At 60.0% G+C, this 26,378-nt stretch carries 14 protein-coding genes; 7 read left to right on the top strand and 7 right to left on the bottom strand.

The features are described from left to right. The first annotated feature begins 80 nt into the window (after window positions 1–80). Window positions 81–752 (top strand): polysaccharide lyase family 7 protein, encoded by a 672-nt coding sequence (locus tag RYB09_RS04775; RefSeq protein ID WP_058407720.1) that lies wholly within the window; start codon window positions 81–83, stop codon window positions 750–752. 96 nt (window positions 753–848) lie between these two features. On the opposite strand, the gene putP is transcribed toward RYB09_RS04775, so the two are convergent. After that, entirely contained in the window at window positions 849–2,336 is a 1,488-nt protein-coding gene (gene putP, locus RYB09_RS04770) for a sodium/proline symporter PutP (RefSeq protein WP_058399863.1), read from the bottom strand. A gap of 448 nt (window positions 2,337–2,784) precedes the next feature. Here putP and putA point away from each other — a divergent pair, with 448 nt between their 5' ends. Next, window positions 2,785–6,738 (top strand): trifunctional transcriptional regulator/proline dehydrogenase/L-glutamate gamma-semialdehyde dehydrogenase, encoded by a 3,954-nt coding sequence (gene putA, locus RYB09_RS04765; RefSeq protein ID WP_316887599.1) that lies wholly within the window; start codon window positions 2,785–2,787, stop codon window positions 6,736–6,738. A gap of 226 nt (window positions 6,739–6,964) precedes the next feature. Beyond that, on the top strand, window positions 6,965–8,767 hold the full coding sequence (locus RYB09_RS04760) for an acyl-CoA dehydrogenase (protein ID WP_316887598.1): 1,803 nt from the start codon (window positions 6,965–6,967) through the stop codon (window positions 8,765–8,767). Between the two features lie 21 nt (window positions 8,768–8,788). Here RYB09_RS04760 and RYB09_RS04755 read toward each other — a convergent pair whose 3' ends face one another. Beyond that, complete coding sequence (locus RYB09_RS04755; RefSeq protein WP_316887597.1) at window positions 8,789–11,407, bottom strand: dermonecrotic toxin domain-containing protein; 2,619 nt, start codon at window positions 11,405–11,407, stop codon at window positions 8,789–8,791. 511 nt (window positions 11,408–11,918) lie between these two features. On the opposite strand from RYB09_RS04755, the gene RYB09_RS04750 reads away from it, so the two are divergent. Together RYB09_RS04750 and mscK are read left to right on the top strand one after the other, a co-directional pair. Next, window positions 11,919–13,661 carry a potassium/proton antiporter gene (locus RYB09_RS04750; protein ID WP_230017385.1) on the top strand — a complete coding sequence of 581 codons (1,743 nt, stop codon included), beginning with the start codon at window positions 11,919–11,921 and terminating at the stop codon, window positions 13,659–13,661. Window positions 13,662–13,699: 38 nt separating this feature from the next. After that, complete coding sequence (mscK, locus tag RYB09_RS04745) at window positions 13,700–17,089, top strand: mechanosensitive channel MscK (RefSeq protein WP_316887618.1); 3,390 nt, start codon at window positions 13,700–13,702, stop codon at window positions 17,087–17,089. Window positions 17,090–17,158: 69 nt separating this feature from the next. On the opposite strand, the gene RYB09_RS04740 is transcribed toward mscK, so the two are convergent. From RYB09_RS04740 to RYB09_RS04720, 5 genes are read right to left on the bottom strand one after another with little or no spacing between them, the layout of a single operon-like run. Beyond that, complete coding sequence (locus RYB09_RS04740) at window positions 17,159–18,892, bottom strand: acetyl/propionyl/methylcrotonyl-CoA carboxylase subunit alpha (RefSeq protein ID WP_316887596.1); 1,734 nt, start codon at window positions 18,890–18,892, stop codon at window positions 17,159–17,161. Beyond that, window positions 18,889–20,493, bottom strand: a complete 1,605-nt coding sequence (locus tag RYB09_RS04735; RefSeq protein ID WP_316887595.1) for a 5-oxoprolinase/urea amidolyase family protein — start codon at window positions 20,491–20,493, stop codon at window positions 18,889–18,891. Before RYB09_RS04735 ends, RYB09_RS04740 begins: the two co-directional genes overlap by 4 nt. A 9-nt stretch (window positions 20,494–20,502) precedes the next feature. Then, the gene (locus RYB09_RS04730) at window positions 20,503–21,300 is read right to left on the bottom strand and encodes a putative hydro-lyase (protein ID WP_058399855.1); all 798 of its coding nucleotides are present in this window, start codon (window positions 21,298–21,300) and stop codon (window positions 20,503–20,505) included. A gap of 2 nt (window positions 21,301–21,302) precedes the next feature. After that, window positions 21,303–22,067 (bottom strand): LamB/YcsF family protein, encoded by a 765-nt coding sequence (locus RYB09_RS04725; RefSeq protein WP_002551748.1) that lies wholly within the window; start codon window positions 22,065–22,067, stop codon window positions 21,303–21,305. A gap of 15 nt (window positions 22,068–22,082) precedes the next feature. Further along, window positions 22,083–23,315, bottom strand: a complete 1,233-nt coding sequence (locus RYB09_RS04720) for an NRAMP family divalent metal transporter (RefSeq protein WP_058399854.1) — start codon at window positions 23,313–23,315, stop codon at window positions 22,083–22,085. Between the two features lie 253 nt (window positions 23,316–23,568). On the opposite strand from RYB09_RS04720, the gene RYB09_RS04715 reads away from it, so the two are divergent. Further along, window positions 23,569–24,234 carry a GntR family transcriptional regulator gene (locus tag RYB09_RS04715; RefSeq protein ID WP_080395112.1) on the top strand — a complete coding sequence of 222 codons (666 nt, stop codon included), beginning with the start codon at window positions 23,569–23,571 and terminating at the stop codon, window positions 24,232–24,234. 138 nt (window positions 24,235–24,372) lie between these two features. Next, entirely contained in the window at window positions 24,373–25,836 is a 1,464-nt protein-coding gene (gene selO, locus RYB09_RS04710) for a protein adenylyltransferase SelO (RefSeq protein WP_058407728.1), read from the top strand. The last annotated feature ends 542 nt before the right edge of the window (window positions 25,837–26,378 follow it).

The following is a 26,378-nucleotide window of genomic DNA, read 5'->3' as shown; positions in this document are numbered from 1 at the left end:
CAATCCGTATAAAACGTGATCAAACCCTCTTGCTAGAGGTGCCCCCTTGGTAGCAAAAGACATGCGCGGAAGGATTAAAAATGATCGATCTTGGATCGTACCAACTCAGCATTCCAGTGGACTCACCTCCCAGGACCATTACGACCGCTCAGCTTGTGAAAGGTTATGACGGCAAATACTTCAAATCGAAATCGGACTCCATTGTGTTCTGGTCTCCGGTAACCGGGACCAAAACCGAAAACGCCAAATATTCACGCAGCGAGTTACGGGAAACATGGTCAGATGGATCACTGCACAATTGGGTATATCCCGATGCGGACAACTATCTGAACGCTAAACTGGAAGTCGATCAGGTGCCTTCTTCCGGCAAGATCGTGATCGGCCAGATACATGCCTATGAAAGCACCGAGCCTCTTCTTAAAGTCGAGTATCAATACAAGGAAGACACCAAGAGTGGAGAAATCGTTGCGAAAGTTCGCAATCGTTTCGATGACGACGAAAGCAAGGTCTATAAGATAGTCGACGGTGTGAAGCTCAATCAGACATTCAATTACGTCATTCACCTGAGCAAGGGCGGGAAATTGACTGTCAGTGTCAATGACACCGACTGGAGCAAGCGCATCAGCGAGACCTGGCGCGACAAGCCTTTGTATTTCAAGGCCGGTGTTTATACCCAGGACAATACCGGGTATACCTCCGAAGGTGGCAGGGCCACTTTTTATAATCTCGATATTGATCACAACAAGAGCTGAGCCGCGCGCAGGCCTTGAATCAAGCGCTAAAAAAGCGGCCCGCACTTGCAGAAAGTGCGGGCCGCTTTTATTTCATCAGGTCATTAAGCAGCGCTATCAGCGGTTGGCTTTGAACTCCTGCTCAGCCGCCAGGAAACGTGTCTGCATGGACGCCGACGCAGGCTTGCCGATCAGGCTGAATACCACGATGGCGATGCTGGCAAGGATGAAACCCGGGATGATTTCATACAGGCCAAGGGTACTGAACTGTTTCCAGAGTACGACAGTCGCCGCACCGACTATTACCCCGGCCAGCGCACCATTGCGTGTCATGCCTTTCCACAGCACAGATATCAGCACCACAGGGCCGAATGCTGCGCCGAACCCTGCCCAGGCATAGCTCACCAGCCCCAGCACGCGGTTCTCGGGGTTGGCGGCCAGCAGAATGGCAATGATCGCGATCAGCAACACCATCGCACGCCCGACCCACACCAACTCAACCTGCGAAGCGCCCTTGCGCAGGTAAGCCTTGTAGAAGTCTTCGGTCAGCGCGCTGGAGCACACCAGCAACTGACAGCTCAGCGTACTCATCACCGCAGCCAGAATGGCCGACAGCAGCACACCGGCAACCCATGGATTGAACAGCAGCTTGGCCAGTTCGATGAACACCCGCTCGGGGTTCTCGGTCACCGGCCCTGCCACATCCGGGTGCGCGGAGAAGTAAGCGATACCGAAGAAGCCTACCGCCACAGTACCGCCCAGACACAGGATCATCCAGGCCATGGAGATTCGTCGGGCGCTGGCAATCGACTTGACCGAATCAGCCGCCATGAAGCGCGCGAGAATATGCGGCTGGCCGAAATAACCCAGACCCCAGCCAAGCAGGGAAATGATGCCGATGAAAGTCGTGTTCTTGAACATGTCGAAGCTGGTCGGATCTTTCGCTTCAATGGCCAGGAAGGTGGTATCTACCCCGCCTGTCGCCAGCAGGACGATGATCGGCGTCAGGATGAGGGCGAAGATCATCAGCGTGGCTTGTACGGTGTCGGTCCAGCTCACGGCCAGAAAACCACCGACGAAGGTGTAGGCAATGGTCGCCGCAGCGCCAGCCCACAGGGCGGTTTCGTAGGACATGCCGAAGGTGCTTTCAAACAGACGCGCGCCAGCAACGATGCCCGAGGCGCAATAGATGGTGAAGAACACCAGAATCACGATGGCCGAGATGATGCGCAGCAGGCCGCTGTTGTCTTCGAAGCGGCTGCTGAAGTAATCCGGCAGGGTCAGGGCGTCACCGTTGTGCTCGGTCTGCACGCGCAGACGACCAGCCACGAACAGCCAGTTCAGGTAGGCGCCGATGATCAGACCAATGGCGATCCAGCTTTCCGACAGGCCGGACATATAGATAGCCCCCGGCAACCCCATCAACAGCCAGCCGCTCATGTCCGAGGCTCCTGCTGAAAGCGCTGTTACCACGCTGCCCAGGCTGCGCCCACCGAGGATGTAATCCGAAAGGTTGTTGGTAGAGCGATAGGCCATCAGGCCGATCAAGACCATTGCCGCTATATAGATCACAAACGTGATCAAGGTAGGGTTGCTGACACTCATGAGTTCTGCCTTGGCATTGTTTTTATGTTGGCACCCGGTGCCAAAGGGAATAGCGACCGATATTCGGCGCATCCGTACTTTTGCACCCGACACCGCGTTGACTGATCGCTCCGCAAGGATCGGCAATCAATTGCTGGCGGTTGCACCGCGGGAATGAATCCTATTAAACAAACCAAACAAGGTGCAACCCATTTCAACGTGCAAGTTGCACCTGTTACAAAAAAACCAATAAAGGCGTTTTTCTGCGCCATTTTAGGGCGTTTTCGGCCCTACCTACAAACAATCACGCACCAGCTCTGGGCAAAGCAACGCTATTGCGGCCTGCTTGCCGGGAATGTCACAAAATATTGTCGAAACAGGGTTGCACTCGGTTGCACCTGACCCCGTCACGGCGCTAATCTTTGCCAAAGCCGATGCCACCGCCGCGTGGCTATAATGAGGACAACACATGGCCACCACTACTCTAGGCGTCAAACTTGACGACCCGACCCGCGAGCGATTGAAAGCCGCCGCCCATTCGATCGACCGCACACCGCACTGGTTGATCAAGCAGGCGATTTTCAATTACCTGGAAAAACTGGAGAGTGGTGCAACCTTGCTGGAGCTCAATGGCGCGACTGGCAAAGACAGCGAAGACCGTGGCGAAGTGGCGGAAGACACTGGCCTGCAATGCTTTCTTGATTTTGCCGAGAGCATTCAACCGCAGTCGGTACTGAGGGCCGCCATCACCTCCGCCTACCGCCGCCCCGAGCAGGAAGTGGTGCCGATGCTGCTGGAGCAGGCGCGCCTGACCGCACCTGTTGCCGAAGCCACCAACAAGATGGCCGCGTCGATTGCCGAAAAGCTGCGTAACCAGAAAAGCGCTGGCGGCCGCGCTGGCATTGTTCAAGGCCTGTTGCAGGAATTTTCGCTGTCCTCGCAGGAAGGCGTTGCACTCATGTGCCTGGCCGAAGCGTTGCTGCGCATTCCGGACAAAGGCACGCGCGATGCCTTGATTCGCGACAAGATCAGCAACGGCAACTGGCAGCCGCATCTGGGCAACAGCCCGTCGCTGTTCGTCAACGCTGCCACCTGGGGCCTGCTGCTGACCGGCAAGCTGGTCGCCACTCACAACGAGGCAGGTCTCACATCTTCGCTGAGCCGCATCATCGGCAAGAGCGGCGAACCGATGATCCGCAAGGGCGTCGACATGGCCATGCGCCTGATGGGCGAGCAGTTCGTCACCGGCGAAACCATCGGCGAAGCCCTGGCCAATGCCAGTCGTTTTGAAGCCAAGGGCTTCCGCTACTCCTACGACATGCTGGGTGAAGCGGCACTTACCGAGCATGATGCACAGAAGTATCTGGCGTCCTACGAGCAGGCCATACACTCCATCGGCAAGGCCTCCCACGGCCGCGGCATCTACGAAGGCCCGGGCATTTCCATCAAGCTGTCGGCACTGCACCCGCGCTACAGCCGCGCCCAGTACGAGCGCGTGATGGAAGAACTGTACCCGCGCCTGCTGTCGCTGACCCTGCTGGCCAAGCAGTACGACATCGGCCTGAACATCGATGCCGAAGAAGCTGATCGCCTGGAGCTGTCGCTGGATCTGCTCGAACGCCTGTGCTTCGAACCGCAGTTGACTGGCTGGAACGGTATTGGCTTCGTGATTCAGGCTTACCAGAAGCGCTGCCCTTATGTGATCGATTACGTGATCGATCTGGCTCGGCGCAGTCGCCACCGCCTGATGATCCGTCTGGTCAAGGGCGCGTATTGGGACAGCGAAATCAAGCGCGCCCAGGTCGAAGGCCTGGAAGGCTATCCGGTGTACACGCGCAAGGTGTACACCGACGTCTCGTACATCGCCTGTGCCCGCAAGCTGCTGGCGGCACCGGAAGTCATTTATCCACAATTCGCCACACACAATGCGCACACCCTGGCGGCTATTTACCAGATCGCCGGGCAGAATTATTACCCCGGCCAGTATGAGTTCCAGTGCCTGCATGGCATGGGTGAGCCGCTGTACGAGCAAGTTGTAGGCAAGGTCGCCGACGGCAAGCTGAATCGTCCATGCCGCGTGTACGCTCCGGTCGGAACGCATGAAACGCTGTTGGCCTATCTGGTGCGTCGTCTGCTGGAAAACGGTGCCAACACGTCGTTCGTCAACCGGATTGCCGACCATTCGATCTCCATTCAGGAACTGGTGGCCGACCCGGTCAGCCAGATCGAACGCATGGCAACACAGGAAGGCGGTTTCGGCCTGCCGCACCCGCGTATTCCGCTGCCGCGCGACCTGTATGGCACCGAGCGCGCCAACTCCAGCGGCATCGACATGGCCAACGAGCATCGTCTCGCTTCGCTGTCCTCGGCCCTGCTCGCCACGGCGCACAATGACTGGAAAGCCGCCCCCATGCTCGGCTGCCCAGCCAGCGCAGGCACACTGACTGCCGCGTTGAACCCATCGGACCTGCGTGATGTGGTCGGTCATGTTCAGGAAGCCTCGCTGCAGGATGTCGATAACGCTATCCAGTGCGCCTTGAGCGCTGGTCCGATCTGGCAGGCAACGCCAACTGCCGAACGCGCCGCAATTCTGGAACGTGCTGCCGATTTGATGGAAAGCGACATCCAGCCCTTGATGGGCCTGCTGGTCCGTGAGGCGGGCAAGACCTTCGCCAACGCCATCGCCGAAGTGCGCGAAGCCGTCGATTTCCTGCGTTACTACGCCGTACAGGCGCGCAATGATTTCACCAACGACGCCCATCGTCCGTTGGGGCCGGTGGTCTGTATCAGCCCGTGGAACTTCCCGCTGGCAATTTTCAGCGGTCAGGTCGCTGCTGCACTGGCTGCGGGCAACCCGGTGCTGGCCAAACCGGCCGAGCAAACACCGTTGATTGCCGCTCAGGCCGTGCGCCTGCTGCTTGAAGCCGGCATCCCGGAAGGCGTCGTGCAATTGTTACCGGGGCGCGGTGAAACCGTAGGTGCCGGACTGGTCGGTGACGAACGCGTCAAAGGCGTGATGTTCACCGGTTCCACTGAAGTCGCCCGCCTGCTGCAACGTAACGTGGCGGGGCGCCTGGACTCGCAGGGTCGCCCCATCCCCCTGATCGCCGAAACCGGCGGTCAGAACGCGATGATCGTCGACTCTTCGGCGCTGACCGAACAGGTTGTCATTGACGTGGTTTCTTCGGCGTTCGACAGCGCCGGGCAACGCTGCTCGGCACTGCGCGTGCTGTGCCTGCAGGAAGACTCTGCCGACCGCGTCATCGAAATGCTCAAGGGGGCGATGGCCGAGAGCCGCCTCGGCAACCCGGAGCGCCTGTCCGTGGACATCGGCCCGGTGATCGATGCCGAGGCCAAGGCGGGTATCGAAAAACACATCCAGGCCATGCGCGACAAAGGCCGTACGGTTTATCAGGTGGCCATTGCCGACAGCACGGAGCTTAAGCGTGGCACTTACGTGATGCCGACCCTGATCGAGCTGGAAAGCTTCGATGAGCTGCAACGCGAAATCTTCGGCCCGGTGCTGCACGTGGTGCGCTACAAGCGCAAGGAACTGGGTCTGCTGATCGACCAGATCAATGCATCCGGCTACGGCCTGACCCTTGGTGTTCATACCCGCATCGACGAGACCATCGCCAAGGTCATCGACAACGTCAACGCAGGCAACGTCTATGTAAACCGTAACATCGTCGGTGCTGTGGTGGGCGTCCAGCCATTTGGCGGCGAAGGCTTGTCCGGTACCGGCCCTAAAGCCGGTGGCCCGCTGTACCTGTACCGCCTGCTGTCGACGCGTCCGCAGGATGCCATCGAGAAATCGTTCGTGCGCAGTGATGCACTGTCTGCTCCGGACACCCGCCTGCGTGACATCCTCAACAAACCGTTGCAAGCCTTGAAGACCTGGGCAGCCAGTAACCAGCAAGCCGAACTGGATGCCCTGTGCAGCCAATACGCCGAGCAATCGCAAAGCGGCATCACTCGCCAGCTGGCGGGCCCGACCGGCGAGCGCAACAGCTATGCGATTCTGCCGCGTGAACACGTGCTTTGCCTGGCGGATGACGAGAACGACCTGCTGATTCAACTGGCGGCTGTGCTGGCTGTCGGCAGTTCTGCCGTGTGGCCGGAAACAGACATCAGCAAGCCGTTGCGCGCTCGTCTGCCAAAGGATGTGCAGGCACGCATCAAGCTGATCCCTGACTGGACCAAGGACGAAATCATCTTCGACGCCGTCCTGCACCACGGCGACTCCGATCAGCTACGTGCCATCTGCCAGCAGATCGCCCAGCGCAGCGGTGCAATCGTCGGCGTCAATGGCCTGTCCCACGGAGAAACCAACGTGCCGCTGGAACGCCTGGTGATAGAGCGGGCATTGAGCGTCAACACCGCGGCGGCGGGTGGCAATGCGAGCCTGATGACGATCGGCTGATGCCGCTCGGTAACAGATGACGCAGAGCGTCAAGAAAGGCATTCCCATGCTGGAGCGTGCGGAACGAGAGGTGTCCGAAAGACACCGACCGTTCCCATGCTCTGGACGCTCCGCGTCCGCTCTCGATACCCCCCGCACACGCTCGACCATCACCCGAATCAATCTTGCTACCCTCCCTCCTCAACCCGACCTAGACTTGAGCCATTCCAAGAATAGGTACGCCATCATGTCCGAGTCGCTGCTCAGTTCCCGAAACCTGGCTTTCGAGCTGTATGAAGTGCTGGACGCCGAAGGGCTGACGCGGCGTGAGCGGTTTGCCGAGCATTCGCGGGAAACCTTTGATGCAGCGCTGGGGACGGCGCGTACTATCGCGGAAAAGTATTTTGCGCCGCACAACCGCAAGGCTGACGAAAACGAGCCGCGCTATGAAAATGGCGAAGCGATTCTGATCCCCGAGGTCAAGCCTGCGGTGGATGCGTTTCTCGCCGCTGGTTTTCTCAATGCATCGCGTGATTTTGAAGCGGGCGGCATGCAGTTGCCGACCTTGCTTTCACAGGCCTGCTTTGCCCACTTTCAGGCAGCCAATGTCGGAACCACGGCCTACCCGTTCCTGACCATGGGCGCGGCGAACCTGATTGAGAGTTTTGGCAACGACGAACAAAAACAGCGCTTTCTGCAACCGATGATCGAGGGGCGCTTTTTCGGCACCATGGCGCTGACTGAGCCACACGCAGGCTCGTCGCTGTCAGACATCCGCACCCGCGCCGAACCGGCAGAAGACGGCACCTATCGGCTGCGCGGCAACAAGATTTTCATCTCGGGAGGTGATCACGCACTTTCGGAAAATATCGTGCACATGGTATTGGCAAAGCTGCCGGATGCGCCTGGCGGGGTCAAAGGTATCTCGCTGTTCATCGTGCCCAAGTTTCTGGTCAACGACGACGGCAGCCTCGGCAAGCGTAACGATGTGCTGCTGGCTGGCCTGTTTCACAAGATGGGCTGGAAAGGCACTACCTCTACCGCGCTGAATTTCGGCGATAACGGTGAGTGTGTCGGCTATCTGGTCGGCAAGCCTCATCACGGTTTGAGTTACATGTTCCAGATGATGAACGAAGCACGCATCGGCGTCGGCCTGGGCGCGGTCATGCTCGGCTATTCGGGGTATCTGTACTCTCTGGATTATGCCCGCGACCGACCTCAAGGTCGGCTGCCCGACAGCAAGAGCCCTGAGAGCACGCCTGTTCCGATCATTCAGCACGCCGACGTGCGGCGCATGCTGCTGACCCAGAAAGCGTATGTAGAAGGCGCGTTCGACCTGTGCCTGTATGCCTCGCGACTGTTCGACGACACACAGACCGGAGAAACCGAAGACGCCCGCAAGCATGCCCATGAACTGTTGGACCTGCTGACTCCGGTGGTCAAGTCATGGCCCTCGGAGTTCTGCCTGAAGGCTAACGAGCTGGCGATTCAGGTTCTAGGCGGTCATGGCTATACCCGCGAATACCCTGTTGAGCAGTACTACCGCGACAACCGGCTTAATCCGATTCATGAAGGTACTCACGGCATTCAGTCGCTGGACCTGCTTGGCCGCAAGCTGGCGCAGAACGGCGGCACCGGCCTCAAGCAACTGCTGCGCCTGATATCCGATACCTGCGCGCGGGCGCAGGGCTACGATTCACTTCATGAGCTGCGCCAACCTCTGGAGCAATTGGTCGCTCATGTGCAGGCTGTCACCCTCGGCCTGCTGACCGATCTGGCGCAAGGCAGAATCACCAGTACGCTGGCCAATTCGGCGCTGTACCTCAAGGTATTCGGCCACACCATCATCGGCTGGCGCTGGCTGGAACAGGCGATTCGCGCCGAGGAAGGTCTGGGCAAAGGTCATTCGGCCGACAGCGACTTCTACAAGGGCAAGCTTCAAGCAGCCCGGTACTTCCTGACCTGGGAAGTACCGGGCTGCCATCACGAACTGAGCATTCTGGAAAACCGCGATGACACTTGCCTTGCCATGCGCGATGGCTGGTTTTAAATAAAACCGGGCGGCGCTTGATCAGTGAGGGCTGAACAGGTCAGTCATCGGGTTCTGTGGAAAGAACCGGTCGACCAATGCCTTGGCATCTGCCCCCAACTTGAGCGCGTATTGCTCTCGACTGAATGGCTCGCCCGTGCGCATATCGTAAAGCGCTCTTCCCTGAACCGGGCGATCGACCTCCTGCATCTGGACTTTCATGATGCGGTAAAACTCGCCGACCACTTCTTCGATACTCTCGATTTGAAAATAACAACCAGGCAAAAAGATCGATTCGGCCTCATCGGGCGAGGCTGAAAATGGCGCGATCGGCGTGGCCCTCAAATACCGTCCTTTGGGCAACACAAAGACCACCGAAGTATCATCGAACGTTATCGGCCCAATCACCGCATTAGTAGGAGCACCGGCTCGACTGCTGGCGAACGCGCTGACCACATAGGGGTTTTCACTGAACGAAGTGATATCGGTATTGACCAGCACATCGCCAACCTTGATCTGCCCGCTGCGGAACACGGCACCCGAGGTGCCCCGATCACCGCTGCCACCCCGATACAACTCGACATCATTGCTATAGCCCACCACCTGGATGTCGTCGGCAAGACGCTCGATGAACCTTACCTGGTTGGAGCCCCTACGTTCGCCTGTACGCAGGAATCGATTGAACACCGTATCCTCCTGGGTATAGAGCATGATGTTAGCGCCGTAATAGTCGTCCTCGCCCAGCTTGAATACCCTGTGTTTACCGTGCCACGGGTCCCGGTACACTTCATCGCCTTCGGGTGAAGAGTCAGACTCCAGAACATCGTCCGTGGTTGGCTCCCAGATATCCATGACCTCTTTCTGACGAGTCAGGGCTCTTTCTGCATAATATTGCTCATTGAATATGTCCGTTTGCAGGTACCTGTCCCAGAACGTTGAATGCACTGTTGCATAAGGTTTTCCTGGCGGGACTGATGAGCTGGTAGACGGCACCTGCGGATCCATAGGCGAGCCACCCTGCAAGCCAGGTGGTTGGATCAGCGTCCATTCCCCGTCGAGCCCCAAGCGAACCGGCTTACTGCCAACGAACGCAAAAGGATTGTCAGGGTCGACGATGAACCAGCACTGCTGTTGCTCACTGAACATCACGCGGTACGGCAACCGCGCAAGCTTGATCCAGGTTTCGCCATTGCCCAATGAGTAAACGCCACGAAACCTGCCTTCTTCGGCTGAAGGCGTGAGGCTCTCCAGCAGCAGGTTGCCTTCCATGTTTTCCAGCGGATCGACAATCACGCCACTTTCCACAACTTCACCGGGGAGCGACACGACATCCGCCCGCACTAATGGCACAGGCTCAGGCATGGTACGAATGGACATCAGTAGCGGCAGATTAAAAAGCAGGTAAAGGGTGTTGATAATGGCACCCAATACACCAGCGCGACGTTGCGCCGGGGTCTTGCCATTGATCGCCTGATCAATGTTCAACCCGGTATTGGCGAGGCCTGCGCCAACCAGCGTCAGAGCAATGGGCCACCCCAACGCGGCTAGCCCGCCAAAAGCCTGCATGAAGGCACTTAGATAACCGATCCACATCTGCTTGCGCAGATCGGCATTGGAGGTCAGCAACTGATGCGCGTCGGCGGTCATGACCTGACGCGCGATATCACGCATATGAATAAATGGATCACCCACGATGGGTGCCCGGGATTGATTGATAATTCGAACATCGGCACGCCAGTCATGTGCGAGCAATTCACTGACCCCGCGCGCAAACCTGACGCCGTCTTGTGTTCGTGCCGCTTCGCCGCGCAGGAAATTGCCTGTCAGTGCCTTACCCGCCTGCTCGCTCGCGAACTGCACCTTGAGCCAGTTGTACAGCGCGCGTTCGTTTTCGAACACCTGAAAAGGCTGCTCGGCATCAGGCCGGTAAATCACTTCCCGGCCATCAGCAATAACGATACGCAGCATGTCGTAAGTCTTGACGCCGTTGATATCCAGCGTATGCACCGAAAGGCCAGGCGTTACCAAAGGCGAGTCCCGCAAGTCCTTCAGCGTCGCAGGCTGGGAGGGATCAGTGACGACGAATCGAGTGACGTGCTTGAATTCGTCTGGCGAAAGCTGGCCTTTTCGCAGGCAATTACCGGCTGCAACCAAATAGTGTGCTTTGGCCAGAATGCAAAAATTCTCACTGTGCGCACTCCAGAAACGCTCCATGCGGCGGGTGTACAGCGAGCTGAAATCCAGCGTCCACATTTCTGCCAGCAAAGTCTGCGGCAGCATGGACACCTCATTGCGCTCGTCGAACACCTCATGATCCGGACCGTCGGTATAAAAACCGCCGTAAAGGGAAAGCTCATCACTGGCCTCTTGGTCGTGGGCGTTGAAGTTCTGCATGAGCAGTTCGATCAACGTCATCGATTGCAGCGGTTTGCCGGAATGCCGCCAGCCGGTAAATGTACGCGGGCTGCTGCTTGCGCTGCCGAAACGATGCCAATAGACCTTGTCGGGGTTGAACACCTTTTGCGTGTGCTGAAGCATGATCTTGCTGATTACGCTATAGGCCAGATCGTGCAGGTCGGGGTAGTCGAAAACAAACTGCCGCGCGCGTTCACGCAGCAGCTGTTGATCGGTTTCAGGTATTTGCAGAGATGGGGTCGTCATGACTTCTTCCTGTATGAGAGAAGTCCTGCACGTAATCAGTCATTACGGCATACGTGGCACTAACTATTTATACCGCGAGCCTGCGCAGGCAGGCGCGTGAACTGATTCAGTCAGAGGCCCGACAGCAAAGGCAGCGGGTGACTGCAGATTGATCGGGTTCAGCCGGAAGTACTGACTCGCCCGCGCCCAGAACTCTGCATGCGGATTCAGGTAATCGCTAAATGAATTTCCGCCCTTCTGACTTGCTGCACTTTCATCGTCCATGATGAAAACCTTCTATAGCTGGAGCTCGACAACAGGCCGCAAGAAGGCTTGGCTTGCGGCATATACGTCTGTGTCGACCGCCAGATTGCAACGAGTCACGTGCTCTGGAGCGCTGAAGCTGCGTGATCCGCCGGAAATTGATCTTTGACAGCCAAGCAATTCAACAGGTTAAATCGCTTGGCATGCGGACTGCATGGTCAGTTTTCGCCCCTCTCGCTTCAATTCAGTTTTCTACGGAGTACCGCCCTTGGACGCCACCACCATCAACAGCCTGTTCCTGGTCGGCGCGTTGCTGGTAGCCGCAAGCATCCTGGTCAGTTCTCTTTCATCACGCCTGGGCATTCCGATCCTGGTCATCATCCTGGCCGTAGGCATGGTGGCGGGCGTGGATGGCGGCGGGATCATCTTCGATAACTACGCTACCGCCTACCTGGTCGGCAACCTTGCGCTGGCCGTCATTCTGCTCGACGGCGGGCTGCGCACACGGGTGGCCAGTTTCCGGGTTGCGCTGTGGCCTGCCTTGTCGCTGGCAACGGTGGGCGTGCTGATCACCACCGTACTGACCGGCATGGTGGCTGCCTGGCTGTTCAATCTCAGCGCTATCCAGGGGCTGCTGATCGGTGCAATCGTCGGTTCGACAGACGCTGCTGCGGTATTCTCCCTGCTGGGCGGCAAAGGCCTGAACGAGCGGGTCACCGCCAGCCTCGAGATAGAATCGGGCAGCAACGACCCTATGGCTGTGTTCCTGACCGTCACCCTGATCGGCATGCTGGCCAGTGGGCAGACCGGTTTGCACTGGGGGCTGCTGGGGCATTTGATTCAGGAGTTCGGCATCGGCAGTTTCATCGGCCTGGGCGGCGGCTGGATCCTGCTGCAGCTGGTCAACCGCATCAATCTGGCGGCCGGCCTGTACCCGATTCTGGTGATTGCCGGGGGCCTGGCGATCTTTGCCCTGACCAACGCCATTCACGGTAGTGGTTTTCTCGCGGTCTACCTGTGCGGGCTGGTGCTGGGTAACCGACCGATTCGCAGCCGCCACGGCATCCTGCACATGCTCGACGGCATGGCCTGGCTGGCACAGATCGGCATGTTTCTGGTGCTGGGCCTGCTGGTCACACCCCACGATCTGCTGCCGATTGCAATACCGGCACTGGGCCTGGCGCTGTGGATGATTCTGGTCGCACGCCCGCTGTCGGTGATGGTCGGCCTGCTGCCGTTCAAGGCCTTTCATGGCCGAGAGAAAGCGTTTATCGCCTGGGTCGGCCTGCGTGGCGCGGTACCGATCATCCTCGCGGTGTTCCCGCTGATGGCCGGCCTGCCCAATGCGCAGCTGTATTTCAACCTGGCGTTCTTTATCGTACTGGTCTCGTTGTTGCTGCAAGGCACCAGCCTGCCGTGGATGGCCAAACTGTTGAAAGTGACGGTTCCGCCTGACCCCGCGCCTATTTCCCGGGCCGCGCTGGAGGTGCACGTCACCAGTGAATGGGAGCTGTTCGTCTACCGTCTGGGCGCTGAAAAATGGTGCATTGGTGCGGCGCTGCGTGAGCTGAAAATGCCTGAGGGCACGCGTATTGCCGCGCTGTTCCGGGGCCAGCAGTTGCTCCATCCGTCCGGCAGTACGACGCTGGAAGTGGGTGACCTACTGTGTGTGATCGGTCACGAACACGATCTTCCAGCGTTGGGCAAACTGTTCAGCCAGGCACCGCAACGTGGCCTGGACCTGCGCTTCTTCGGCGACTTCGTTCTTGAAGGCGATGCACGGCTGGGTGAAGTCGCGGCCCTGTATGGCCTGAAACTCGATGGCATTGACCCCGGAATGCCACTCAGCCAGTTCATCGTGCAGAAGAACCGCGGCGAGCCAGTGGTGGGCGACCAGATTGAATGGAATGGAACTATTTGGACAGTTGCCGTCATGGACGGGAACAAGATCCAGAAAGTGGGCGTCAAATTCCCCGAAGGAACCCGCCCGGGCCCCGGACTGTTCCTTTAAACTGCCAATCCACACGTATCATCATGCGACCGGTGTCTATGTTTTCCCTGCGTTCCATTTGTGCTGCCGCACTGTTTGCGCTTTGCCTGTCCACCTTCCCGGCGCTCGCCGCCGACCCGCCCAGCAGCGATGCCGTGCAGCAAAGCCTCGACAAGATTGCTGATCGCAAGCTGCCTGATACCGAGCAGAAAGCGCTGCAACAGGTACTCGAGCAAACGTTGGCTTTTCTCGCCAGCAAGAAGGACAGCGAGCAGAAACTCGAAGCGCTCAAGCAACAACTGGCCCAGGCGCCAAAACAGACCTCGGAAAACCAGCGCGAGCTGGCCCGCCTGAAAGAAAGCAAAGTGGTACCCGTCGCCCAGCGCTACGGCGGCCTTGATGTGCCACAACTGGAGCAGCTTCTCAGCCAGCGCAGTACCCAGCAAAGCGACCTGCAAAGCGAACTCAACGACGCCAACAGCCTGGCCATCACCGCGCAGACCCGGCCTGAGCGGGCGCAGACTGAAATCAGCGCCAATCAGACGCGTATCCAGCAGATCAACGCCATCCTCAAGAGCGGCAAGGACAACGGCAAGACCCTGAGCGCCGACCAGCGCAATCTGCTCAATGCAGAACTGGCCTCGATCAACGCCCTCAACCTGCTGCGCCGTCAGGAACTGGCCGGTAACAGCCAGTTGCAGGACCTGGGCAATAGCCAGCATGACTTGCTGACCGAAAAGGTCGCGCGCCAGGAACAGGAAATTCAGGACCTGCAGACCCTGATCAACGACAAGCGTCGCGCCCAATCGCAGAAAACGGTCGCCGACCTGTCCCTGGAAGCGCAAAAGTCCGGTGGCAGCAGCCTGCTGGCGACCGAAAGCGCCGCTAACCTCAAACTGTCTGACTACCTGCTGCGCGGCACCGATCGCCTCAACGAGCTGACCCAGCAGAACCTCAAGACCAAGCAGCAACTGGACAACCTGACCCAGACCGATCAAGCCCTCAGCGAGCAGATCAACGTGCTGAGCGGTAGCCTGCTGCTGTCCAAGATTCTCTACAAGCAGAAGCAGGCGTTGCCGCACCTGGAGCTGGACAAGGGCCTGGCCGACGAAATCGCCAACATCCGCCTGTATCAGTTCGACATCAACCAGCAACGCGAGCAGATGAGCACGCCGACCGCCTATGTCGAAAAGCTGCTCGCCACTCAACCGCCTGAAAACATTACCCCGCAACTGCGCCGCACGCTGCTGGACCTGGCAATCACCCGCAGCGACTTGCTGGAGCGCCTCAATCGCGAGCTGAGCGCGTTGCTCAACGAGTCCATCACGCTGCAACTGAACCAGAAGCAGCTGACCAGCACCGCTCAGGGACTGCGCGCCACACTCGACGAGCAGATGTTCTGGATCCCCAGCAACAAGCCGCTGGACCTGGAATGGTTTCAGAATATCTGGCCGCGCCTGCAAAAGCAGATCGCCACCCTGCCCTGGACATCCAGCCTGAGCGAGCTGTCAGACGGCCTGACTCAGCGACCGCTGCTGTTCCTGCCACTGCTGCTGTTGATCGGCGTACTGACCTGGCGGCGCAAGGCGCTGTATCAGAAGCTGAATCGCCTGCATGCCGACATCGGCCACTTCAAACGTGACAGCCAATGGAAAACGCCACTGGCGCTGCTGATCAACGTGCTGCTGGCCATGCCCGTGGCGCTGGGACTGGCGCTGTGCGGCTATGCCCTGCAAATCGATGCACGCGGGCAAAACGCCAACCTGGGCGAGGCCTTGTTGCAGATCGCCCTCGCCTGGCTAGTGTTCTACACCGCCTACCGCGTACTCGCCCCGTCTGGTGTTGCCCAACTGCATTTCCGCTGGGAAACGGCGCAGGTCGAGTTCCTGCGTGGCTGGGTGCGTCGCCTCGGGCTGGTCGTTCTGGCCCTGGTGGCCGTGGTGGCCGTCGCCGAGCACCAACCTGCGGCGCTGGCCGACGATGTACTGGGGATCGGCGTGGTCCTGGCCTGTTACGCGCTGATGACCTGGCTGCTCGCACGCCTGCTGATCTCAAGCCCCACGCACCATAACGCCTCGCTGTTCCGCAAGACTGTCGGCGTGGTGTTCACGGCATTGCCGGTCGCGCTCTTCCTGGCGGTTTGCTTTGGCTACTACTACACGGCACTCAAGCTCAGCGACCGTCTGATCGACACCCTGTACCTGATGATGATCTGGCTGATGGTCGAGGCGACCTTCGTTCGCGGCCTGAGCGTCGCCGCCCGGCGTCTGGCCTATCAGCGCGCTCTGGCCAAGCGTCAGGCAGCCCGGGAAAACGGCGACAGCGACATTCCGGTCGAAGAGCCGAAGCTGGACATCGAACAGGTCAACCAGCAGTCGCTGCGCCTGATTCGTCTGGCCCTGCTGGCCGGTTTCGTCGGTGCGCTGTACCTGGTCTGGGCCGAGCTGATCACGGTATTCGCCTACCTGGACAACATCATTCTCTACGAATACACCAGCGGCACCGGTGCCAACATGAGCATGGTGCCGATCAGCCTGAGCGACTTCCTCGGTGCCGGGGTGATCATCGTCATCACCTTCGTGCTCGCCGGCAACCTGCCCGGCCTGCTGGAAGTGCTGGTGCTGTCACGCATGAACCTCGCGCAAGGCAGCGCCTACGCGACGACCACGCTGCTGTCGTACACCATCGCCGGTGTCGGCTTCGTGACAACGCTGTCAACGCTGGGCGTGAGCTGGGACAAATTGCAGTGGCTGGTCGCGGCGCTGTCGGTAGGGCTCGGGTTCGGTATGCAGGAGATCTTCGCCAACTTCATCTCCGGTATCATGATCCTCTTCGAACGTCCGGTGCGGATCGGTGACACCATCACCATCGGCGCACTCTCGGGAACGGTCAGCAAGATCCGCATCCGCGCCACGACCATCACCGACTTCGACCGCAAGGACATCATCGTCCCGAACAAGACCTTCATCACCGGTCAGCTCATCAACTGGTCGCTGACCGACACCGTCACCCGCGTAACGCTCAAGCTGGGCGTCGATTACGGCTCGGACCTGGACCTGGTGCGCTCCTTGCTGCTGCAAGCCGCTCGGGAAAACCCTCGAGTGCTGAAGGAACCAGAGCCGATCGTTTACTTCCTGAACTTCGGCGAAAGCACCCTCGACCACGAACTGCGCATGCACGTCCGCGACCTGGGCGACCGCAACCCGGTGCTGGACGAGATCAACCGCTTCATCAATCGCGAGTTCAAGAAGCAGCACATCAACATCTCGTTCCGCCAGATGGAGATCTACCTCAAGAACACCCAAGGCCTGGAATACAAACTGGTGCCCGCCGAGCCGAGCGACAAAACCGGAGCCCCGACCGGGCAAACAACGCTGCAACCGGTAAACACCAAAGTGGCCCCGGCGACCAAGGATGCACCGGAGCCGCCTGAGTTGCGGCTGGACTAAGGCGATTACTTTCTGCAATAGCACGCGTCAATCGGGTAACAGCCCGGTTGACGCGTGATTGCAATCAAATCAGGCCTCAACCCGCCCAATCACCACCTTCGCCTCCAGATACCCGCCAGGCTCCTTGCTGATCTGCACGGTTCCGGCACACGGCGCCAGTATCGATGTTTCCATCTTCATCGCCTCCATGATGGCGATCACCTGGCCCTTTTCTACTGTCGCTCCGTCCTCAACTGCCCACGCATGCAGATTACCCGCGACCGGCGTCAGTACTGCGTGCGGGTCAGGGGCGTCGGCAGCTGGCTGGCTGGCGTCAGCCGGTGCGGCAGCGTTCAGGCTCATGCCAGCCAGCAGCGCAGCAGGCAGGCCCAGTTCGTGGCGTTTGCCGTCGATTTCGACGAAGGTGCGCAGCACGCCTGCATCGACTGGCGCAGCGTTGCGCGGTGCGATGGTGACGTGCTCGGCGAAGTCGGTTTCGATCCAGCGGGTGTGGACGGCGAAGGTATTGGCGGCGGTGAAGTCGTCGTGGGCCATGACGGCTCGATGGAACGGCAGCACGGTGGCGACGCCTTCCACTTTGAACTCGGCCAGGGCGCGGCGGGCGCGGCTGATGGCTTGCTCGCGGGTTGCGCCGGTGACGATCAGTTTGGCGATCATCGAATCGAAGTTCGGTGAGACCCGTGAGCCTTCCGTCACGCCGGTGTCCAGCCGCACGCCCGGTCCGGACGGTGGCTGAAACACGTCGATGCTGCCCGGTGTCGGCAGGAAGCCGTTGCCTGCATCTTCGGCGTTGATGCGGAATTCGAAGCTGTGCCCGCGCGGTACCGGCGTACCGTCGAACGACAGGGGCAGGCCGTCGGCCACGCGCAGTTGCTCGATGACCAGATCCACACCGCTGGTTTCTTCAGTCACCGGGTGTTCGACCTGCAAGCGCGTATTGACCTCCAGAAATGACAGGGTGCCGTCGCCACTGAGCAGGAATTCCACCGTACCGGCACCGACATAACCTGCCTCGGCACAAACCGCACGGGCAGAATCGTGGATGCGCTGGCGCAGTTCATCATTCAGGTAAGGCGCTGGGGCTTCTTCGATCAGCTTCTGGTTGCGGCGTTGCAGCGAGCAGTCGCGGGTGCCGACGACGATTACGCGGCCGTGGCGGTCGGCGATGATCTGCGCTTCGATATGACGAGGACGGTCCAGAAAGCGTTCGACAAAGCATTCGCCACGGCCAAACGCGGTTACTGCCTCGCGTACGGCAGACTCGTACAGTTCGCTGACTTCATCCAGCTTCCAGGCCACCTTCAAGCCTCGACCACCGCCGCCAAAGGCGGCCTTGATGGCAATCGGCAGGCCGTGCTGCTCGGCGAACGCAAGCACCTCAGAGGCATCTTTCACCGGGTTTTCAGTGCCAGCTACCAGCGGCGCACCGACTTTCAAAGCGATGCGCCGGGCTTGCACCTTGTCGCCCAGCGCGTCGATGGTTGCAGGGTCCGGGCCGATCCAGGTCAGGCCGGCGTCGATTACGGCGCGGGCAAAGTCGGCGCGTTCCGAGAGGAAGCCATAACCTGGGTGAACCGCGTCGGCACCGGCACGAGCAGCGACTGTCAGCAGTTTTTCGATGTTCAGATAGGTGTCGGTCGGGCGCTCACCTTGCAGCCCATAGGCTTCATCGGCCTGACGCACATGCAGCGCGTCGATATCGGCATCGGCATACACGGCCACCGAGGCAACCCCATAGTCACGGCAGGCGCGGGCAATGCGCACGGCAATTTCGCCACGGTTGGCAATCAGAACCTTTTTCATCTGTTATTGGTCTCGTCTGAAGTGGCGGGGCGCACTGGCTCGAAGGCGCTCAGCGGGTTGAAACGAATGCGGGCATTGACCGGAATCTGCCCGGCCTTGTCCAGGTGATAGGTAGCGACTACGCCGATGACCGGGTAACCGCCGGTCAACGGGTGGTCCGCCAGAAACAGTACCGGCTGGCCACTGGGCGGTACCTGAATGGCACCGACCGTGGTGCCCTCGCTGGGCAGTTCGCCACTGACGGCGCGCGCAAGCGACTGCTCGCCCGCCAGGCGGATACCGATACGGTTGGATTGCGGCGTAACCAGCCAGGTTTGCTGCGCAAGCAACGCCTGCGCCTCGGCGGTGAACCAGTCGCTGCGCGGCCCCATGACCACATCCAGGGTAATGACCTGATCATTGCGCGGCATGTCGAAGGCCGGTTGTTCGCCAGTCGACACCGCAGCGCCGCCGGTTCTGCACTTGAAGCCCAGCCGGTCGCCAGCCGCCAGCACTGCGGGTCCGACCTGGGCCAGCGTGTCAGTGGACAGACTGCCCAGCACCGGCTCGTGGACAAAACCACCGCGAACGGCCAGATAACTGCGCAAGCCTGCGGTGGGCGAACCGATGCTCACCTGATCGCCGCTCTGCAACGAAAACGGCGCGTAAAGCGGCGGCTGCATGCGTTGGCCATCAGCCGTCAGCACCTCGACAGGCGCCTGAGCACCGGTAACCGCTACCACCGCCTGGCCCTGACAGGTAAACGTCAGGCCACCCATGAGAATTTCCAGACAAGCAGTGCCTGGCTCGTTGCCTACTGCGCGATTGGCGGCACGCAATGCGCCGCGATCCAGCGCACCCGATGCGGAAACACCCTGCCCTGCCCGACCGGGACGCCCCAGGTCCTGAAACAGGGTCTGCAGACCCGGCGTAACGACTTGCAGATAGTCTTCGGTGATTGTCGACGCTTGCTGACGAACGGGCGCAGCCACCGAAACGCTGGTCACGGGCAGCGGACCCGCGTCTTGAAAGCGCACGCGATAGCCAGGCTGAAGCAAGGCTGGCTCGTCGCGGCCCAGGTCCCACATTTTTGAGTGAGTCACACCGATGATCTGCCAGCCTCCGGGGCTGGCCTGTGGATAAACACCGCTGAAGCCACCGGCCAACGCCACTGCGCCAGCCGGAATGCGCGTGCGCGGCGTGCTGCGCCGCGGCACCACAAAGCCGGCACCGCCACTGAGGTAGGCAAAACCGGGCGCAAAGCCGCAGAAGGCAACGTTGTAGTCGCTGCCGGTGTGGCGCTTGATCACTTCGTCAACGCTGATGTCCAGCTCGCGGGCCACATCAGCCAGGTCTTCACCGTTGTAATGCACGGGTATTTCAATCAGCTTGCCGGGCTCGCGAGCGCTGCCGCGAATGTCACGCGAGGCAATCTGCGCCGCAAGCGCCTCGAAACCGATGGCAGACGGACGAAAATGCACCAGCAACGTCCGGGCCGCCGGAACGATTTCCTCCACGCCTGCGATGGGCCTCTGCTGTAACGATTCGAACAGGGCCAGAGTCTCGTCCAGGTTCGACAGTTCAACCAGGAGCGCGTCCAGGTTGGCCGGGTAGAAACGCATGAGCCTCTCCTATACGTGGTAGTAGCTGTCCGGAATATCGGTAATGAACATGTGCCCCGGCGCGTGGGAAATCGCAAACGGCACACGGGACGCCATGACCACCGCCTGCGGGGTCACGCCGCAGGCCCAGAACACCGGAATCTCCCCCGGTTTGATGCTCACGGCATCGCCGAAGTCCGGGTGCGCAAGGTCCTTGATGCCGAGCAGTTCGGGCTCGCCGACATGCACCGGCGCGCCATGCACGCCGGGGTAGCGCCCGGTGATCCGCGCTGCCTCGGCAACCCGGTCGGCAGCGATGGGTCGCATCGACACCACCATGTTTCCCTGCAAGCGCCCGGCAGGTCGACAGACACGATTGCTGCGGTACATCGGTACGTTGCAGCCTTCGCTGATGTGGCGCACATCGATCCCGGCGTTCATCAGGTCGGTTTCGAAGGTGAAGCTGCAACCGATCAGAAAACTGACCAGATCGCCGTGCTGCGCCCAGATTTCGCTGGCGTCGCTGACTTCTTCAGCCAGTTGCCCATCACGCCAGACCCGATACAACGGCAGGTCGGTGCGCAGGTCGGCCTGTTCGGCCAGTAGCGTGGTGTAGCTGCCAGGCTCGGTCACATCCAGCACCGGGCAGGCTTGCGGATTGCGCTGGGCGAACAGCAGAAAGTCATAGGCCCAGTCGCGCGGCAGCGTGATCATGTTGCACTGGGTCAGACCGGGGGCCTGACCCGCGGTCGGCGAAACAAACCCTTGTCGATAGCGGGTACGTGCCTCGATAGCCGCCTGACGGGCGTGTTGCAAGGTGTTGTTCATGGTCAGCCCCGGTTGAATGCGCGGACGGTAACGCCTGCGTCGTGCAAACGGTCTTTCAGAATGCGGGCGATGTTCACCGCGCCCGGACTGTCGCCGTGTACGCAGATAGAATCGGCTTGCAGACTGATTTCGCGGCCGTCTTCAGCCTCGATAACCCCGTCGCGCACCAGACGCAGCATGCGTTCGGCGATCAGTTCGGCATCGTGCAGCACGGCACCGGGCCGCGAACGGGAGACCAGCGTGCCTTCAGCGGTGTAGGCCCGGTCGGCGAACGCTTCGGCAACGCATGCCAGTCCAGCTTCCCGCGCCCAGCCGAGCAGTGGCGAATTGGCCAGACACACCAGCTTCAGCGCAGGGTCGATGCGCAGCAGCGCCTGAATGACCGCCGCTGCCTGGCGCTGATCGCCAGCGATGGTGTTGTACAGCGCGCCGTGAGGTTTGACGTATGTCACGCTGGTACCGGCGCTGCGCGCCAGGCCCTGAAGCGCGCCGATCTGATAAATGACGTCGGCCGTCAGCTGGTCGCTCGGGATGTCCATGTTGCGACGGCCGAACCCGACGAGATCCGGGTAGGCCACATGCGCACCAATGGCAACGCCGCGGGCCGCAGCGGCCTCGAGGGTACGGAGGATGCCGGCCGGATCGCCAGCATGAAAACCGCAGGCCACGTTGGCACTGCTGACCACATCGAGAATCGCCTCGTCGTCGCCCATGCTCCAGGCGCCGAAGCTTTCACCGAGATCACTGTTGAGGTCTATTGCAGGCATTTTTATTCTCCGAAATCAGGCTGCATTGATGAAGGCAAAGATGGCTCCCGCCGATTTGAACGCCATGTACCACGACAGCAGACAGGTCAGCACGCCCAGCACCAATAGCCAGCGCGGGTAGTGGTAGCCGTCCATCATGTCGGACCGGCGCCAGCCCACGTACATGAAAATGCTCAGGCCCAGTGGCAGGATCAAACCGTTGAAGCCCCCGGCAAAGACCAGCAGCGCGGCCGGTGGTTTGCCCCACATGACGTATACGACCACGGTGATCAGGATAAAGCCGACAGTTGCCAGGTTGCGCACGCGCTCGGTGATGCGTTTGGAAAATACCGTGATGAACGACATCGAAGTATAGGACGCGCCGATCACGCTGCTGATGCCGGCCGCCCAGAGCACCAGGCCGAACATGATCAGGCCGAAGTTGCCAGCGGCAGCGGTGAACGCCTGGGCCGCAGGGTTTGCGCCCTGGCCGGATACATCGATGACAACGCCGCTGGCGACCACGCCGAGGATTGCCAGAAACAGTATGTAACGGACAACCCCGGTGACCAGAATACCGGTCAGCGCCGCCTTGGACACTACATCGATGTTCTCGACCCCGACGGTGCCGCGATCCAGCAAGCGGTGAGCACCGGCATAAGTGATATAGCCGCCGACCGTGCCGCCGACGATGGTGGTGATGGCGGCGAAATCGACCATGTCCGGCAATACCGTCTGACGCAGCGCCTCGCCCAGCGGCGGGTGCGAGGCGAAGGCAGCGAACAGGATCAGGCAGACTTTCAAGGTACCCAGCACCATCATGATGCGATCCATCGCAATACCCGCACGGTGCGACGAGAAGATCGCAATGGCGATCAGCGCGCTCAAGGCGCCACCCCATTTGGGATCAAGGCCGATCAAGGCATTCAACCCCAGCCCTGCACCGGCAATGTTGCCCAGACTGAATACCAGCCCGCCGAAAATGACCAGCACCGCCAGCAGGTAACCACTGCCGGGGATCGCCGCGTTGGCCAGATCCGATGCGCGCATTCTGGTCAGCGTGACAATGCGCCAGACATTCAACTGCACCACGAAGTCGATCAGGATCGACGCCAGAATGCCGAAGGCAAACGCCGCCCCCAGGGTCGCGGTGAAGGTGGCTGTCTGGGTCAGAAAGCCTGGGCCGATGGCAGAGGTCGCCATCATGAAGATCGCGGCGATCAATGAGGCGCGACGCGCCTTGGTGAACTCATTGGCAGTCTGTGTCACGGCGGCATTCCTGAGATGAGAGGTAACCTGCCAGAGCAATGAGCATGCCAAAGGGCATTAAACAGCGCCAAGTTGTAGATACATAAAGATAATATTGTTGAACAATCCATATCTTATGGATCAACAATACGCACCATATTGTTACGCTTGAACTCAAGTGTGCTACCTGATGAAGCATCGGATGGCCTTCGTCCTTGCCAGCCAATGAGCTGTCGTGGAATATCGACTCGGCTTTTCCTTATCCGGACCGTTTATGAACGACGCTGCTTCTCTCCTCCCTCGTACGCTTGGAGAATCAATCACCACAGAGCTTCGCAGAATGCTGGTCGAGGGTGAGCTGGTTCCCGGTCAACGCCTTTCGGAAGCGGCGCTGGCCGAAAGCCTGCAGATTTCCCGCAATACCTTGAGAGAAGCCTTCAGAATTCTGACCCGCGAGGGTTTGCTCACTCATGAACCCAACCGCGGAGTGACCGTGGCCAAGCCTGATATGGCCTCGATCATCGATATTTATCGCATCCGGCGCTTCATCGAATGCAGGGCGATTGCCCAGGCATATCCGCAGCATCCTGGCGTGCAGAACATGCGCAATGCGGTCGAGGCAGGCGTGCGCGCCCGTGAAGCCAATGACTGGATGGCCGTGGGCACCGCCAACATGAAGTTTCACAAGGCCATCGTCGAACTGTCCGACAGCCCGCGACTGGTAGCGTTTTATGCGCAGATCTCGGCAGAATTGCGCTTGGCTTTCGGGCTGCTCAACAATCCGGAATTGCTCCACTCGCCCTACCTGGACATGAATGCTGCCGTGCTCGGCCGCCTCGACGCTGGCAAGACCGATGAAGCGACCCATATGCTCGAAGAATATCTGGTGCAATCGGAGCGCACGATTCTAGCCGCCTACGAGCGAACCCGGGCCCGGTAGTCCGGGCGTCTACCTGATCGCCAGAACTACCACCCCGGGGCCCGGTCTACGGGTTCTGACCGTTGCAACACGCCCGACGAGCCAGGCAGGCCGCCGCTTCGTTGAAAGCCTGAAATCCCCCTCTGGAGGCGCTACGTTTTGAAAGCACTCGACGAACTCATTTTCGACAACCGCTTTGCCCGTCTGGGCGATGCGTTCTCCACCTCCGTGCTGCCTGAGCCCATCGAAACGCCGCGGCTTGTGGTTGCAAGCCAGTCAGCACTGGCACTGCTGGACCTGGCCCCTGAACAAGCCGATCTGCCACTGTTCGCGGAGATATTCAGCGGCCACAAGCTGTGGTCCGAAGCCGAGCCGCGAGCGATGGTTTATTCCGGCCATCAGTTTGGCTCCTACAACCCGCGCCTGGGCGACGGTCGCGGGCTGTTGCTGGGCGAGGTGTACAACGACGCAGGCGAACACTGGGACCTGCACCTCAAGGGCGCGGGCCGCACGCCGTACTCGCGGATGGGCGATGGACGCGCTGTGCTGCGTTCGTCGATCCGTGAGTTTCTGGCTTCCGAAGCATTGCACGCGCTGGGTATCCCCAGCAGCCGTGCAGGGTGCGTAGTCAGCTCCAGCACGCCGGTATGGCGCGAAACCCAGGAGCACGCCGCGATGGTGCTGCGTCTGGCGCAGAGCCATGTGCGCTTCGGCAGTCTGGAGTACTTCTTCTACACCAAACAGCCAGAGCAGCTGAAGACGCTGGCCGAACATGTGCTGACCATGCATTACCCGCATTGTCAGGAACAGCCCGAGCCGTATCTGGCGATGTTCCGCGAAATCGTCGAGCGCAACGCAGAGCTGATTGCCAAGTGGCAGGCCTACGGCTTCTGTCATGGCGTGATGAACACCGACAACATGTCGATTCTGGGCATTACCTTCGATTTCGGGCCGTTTGCGTTTCTGGATGATTTCGACGAGCACTTCATCTGCAACCACTCCGATCACGAGGGCCGCTACTCCTTCAGCAATCAGGTGCCTATCGCACAATGGAACCTGAGCGCACTGGCGCAGGCGCTGACACCGTTCATCAGCGTGGAAGCGTTACGCGAGACTATTGGCTTGTTCCTGCCGCTGTATCAGGCGCACTACCTGGACCTGATGCGTCGTCGCCTGGGCCTGACCATTGCCCAAGAGCAGGACGAACAACTGGTCAGCCAATTGTTGAAGCTGATGCAGAACAGTGGCGTGGACTACACCCTGTTTTTCCGCCGCCTGGGCGATCAGCCCGCCGCAGAAGCGCTGCGCACATTGCGCGACGACTTTGTCGACATCAAGGGTTTCGATGGCTGGGCGGAAGCGTATCTGGCGCGTATTGCCCTCGAGGACAACGGCACCGAGCAGGAGCGTCAAACCCGCATGCACGCGGTCAATCCGCTGTACATACTGCGCAACTACCTGGCCCAGAACGCTATCGCCGCAGCGGAAAAAGGTGACTATGCAGAAGTCCGCCGTCTGCATCAGGTGCTCTGCACGCCCTTCACCGAACAACCCGGAATGGAAGGCTACGCCCAGCGACCACCGGACTGGGGCAAGCATCTGGAAATCAGCTGTTCGTCGTGAGTCTTTTGGTCCCCTATCGTGCCCATGCTCACCGTGCTCTGCGTCCTGCCTTGAGTGTGCGGCGCGGCATAGATCTGTGACGCGGAGCGTCACGCACGGCATTCCCACGCTGGAGCGTGAGGAACGATAATCCTGTAACTATCGTGCGGCGCTCCGCGTCGCATGCCGTTCTGGACGCTCTGCGTCCGATCCTGACTGTGCGGTGCGGCGCAGATTTGTGACGCGGAGCATCACACACGGCATTCCCACGCTGGAGCGTGAGGAACGATAATCCTGTAACTATCGTGCGGCACTCCGCGTCGCATGCCGTTCTGGACGCTCCGCGTCCTATCCGGAATATGCGGTGCGGCGCAGATTTGTGACGCGGAGCATCACACCCGGCATTCCCACGCTGGAGCGTGAGGAACGATAATCCTGTAACTATCGTGCGGCGCTCCGCGTCGCATGCCGTTCTGGACGCTCCGCGTCCTATCCGGAATGTGCGGCGCGGCACAGATCTGTGACGCGGAGCGTCACGCACGGCATTCCCACGCTGGAGCGTG

This window comes from Pseudomonas syringae group sp. J254-4, from assembly GCF_032586855.1.
Lineage (GTDB): Bacteria > Pseudomonadota > Gammaproteobacteria > Pseudomonadales > Pseudomonadaceae > Aquipseudomonas > Aquipseudomonas amygdali.
Note: the sequence above shows the minus strand (reverse complement) of the source record. Positions and strands in the feature narration are given on the sequence as shown.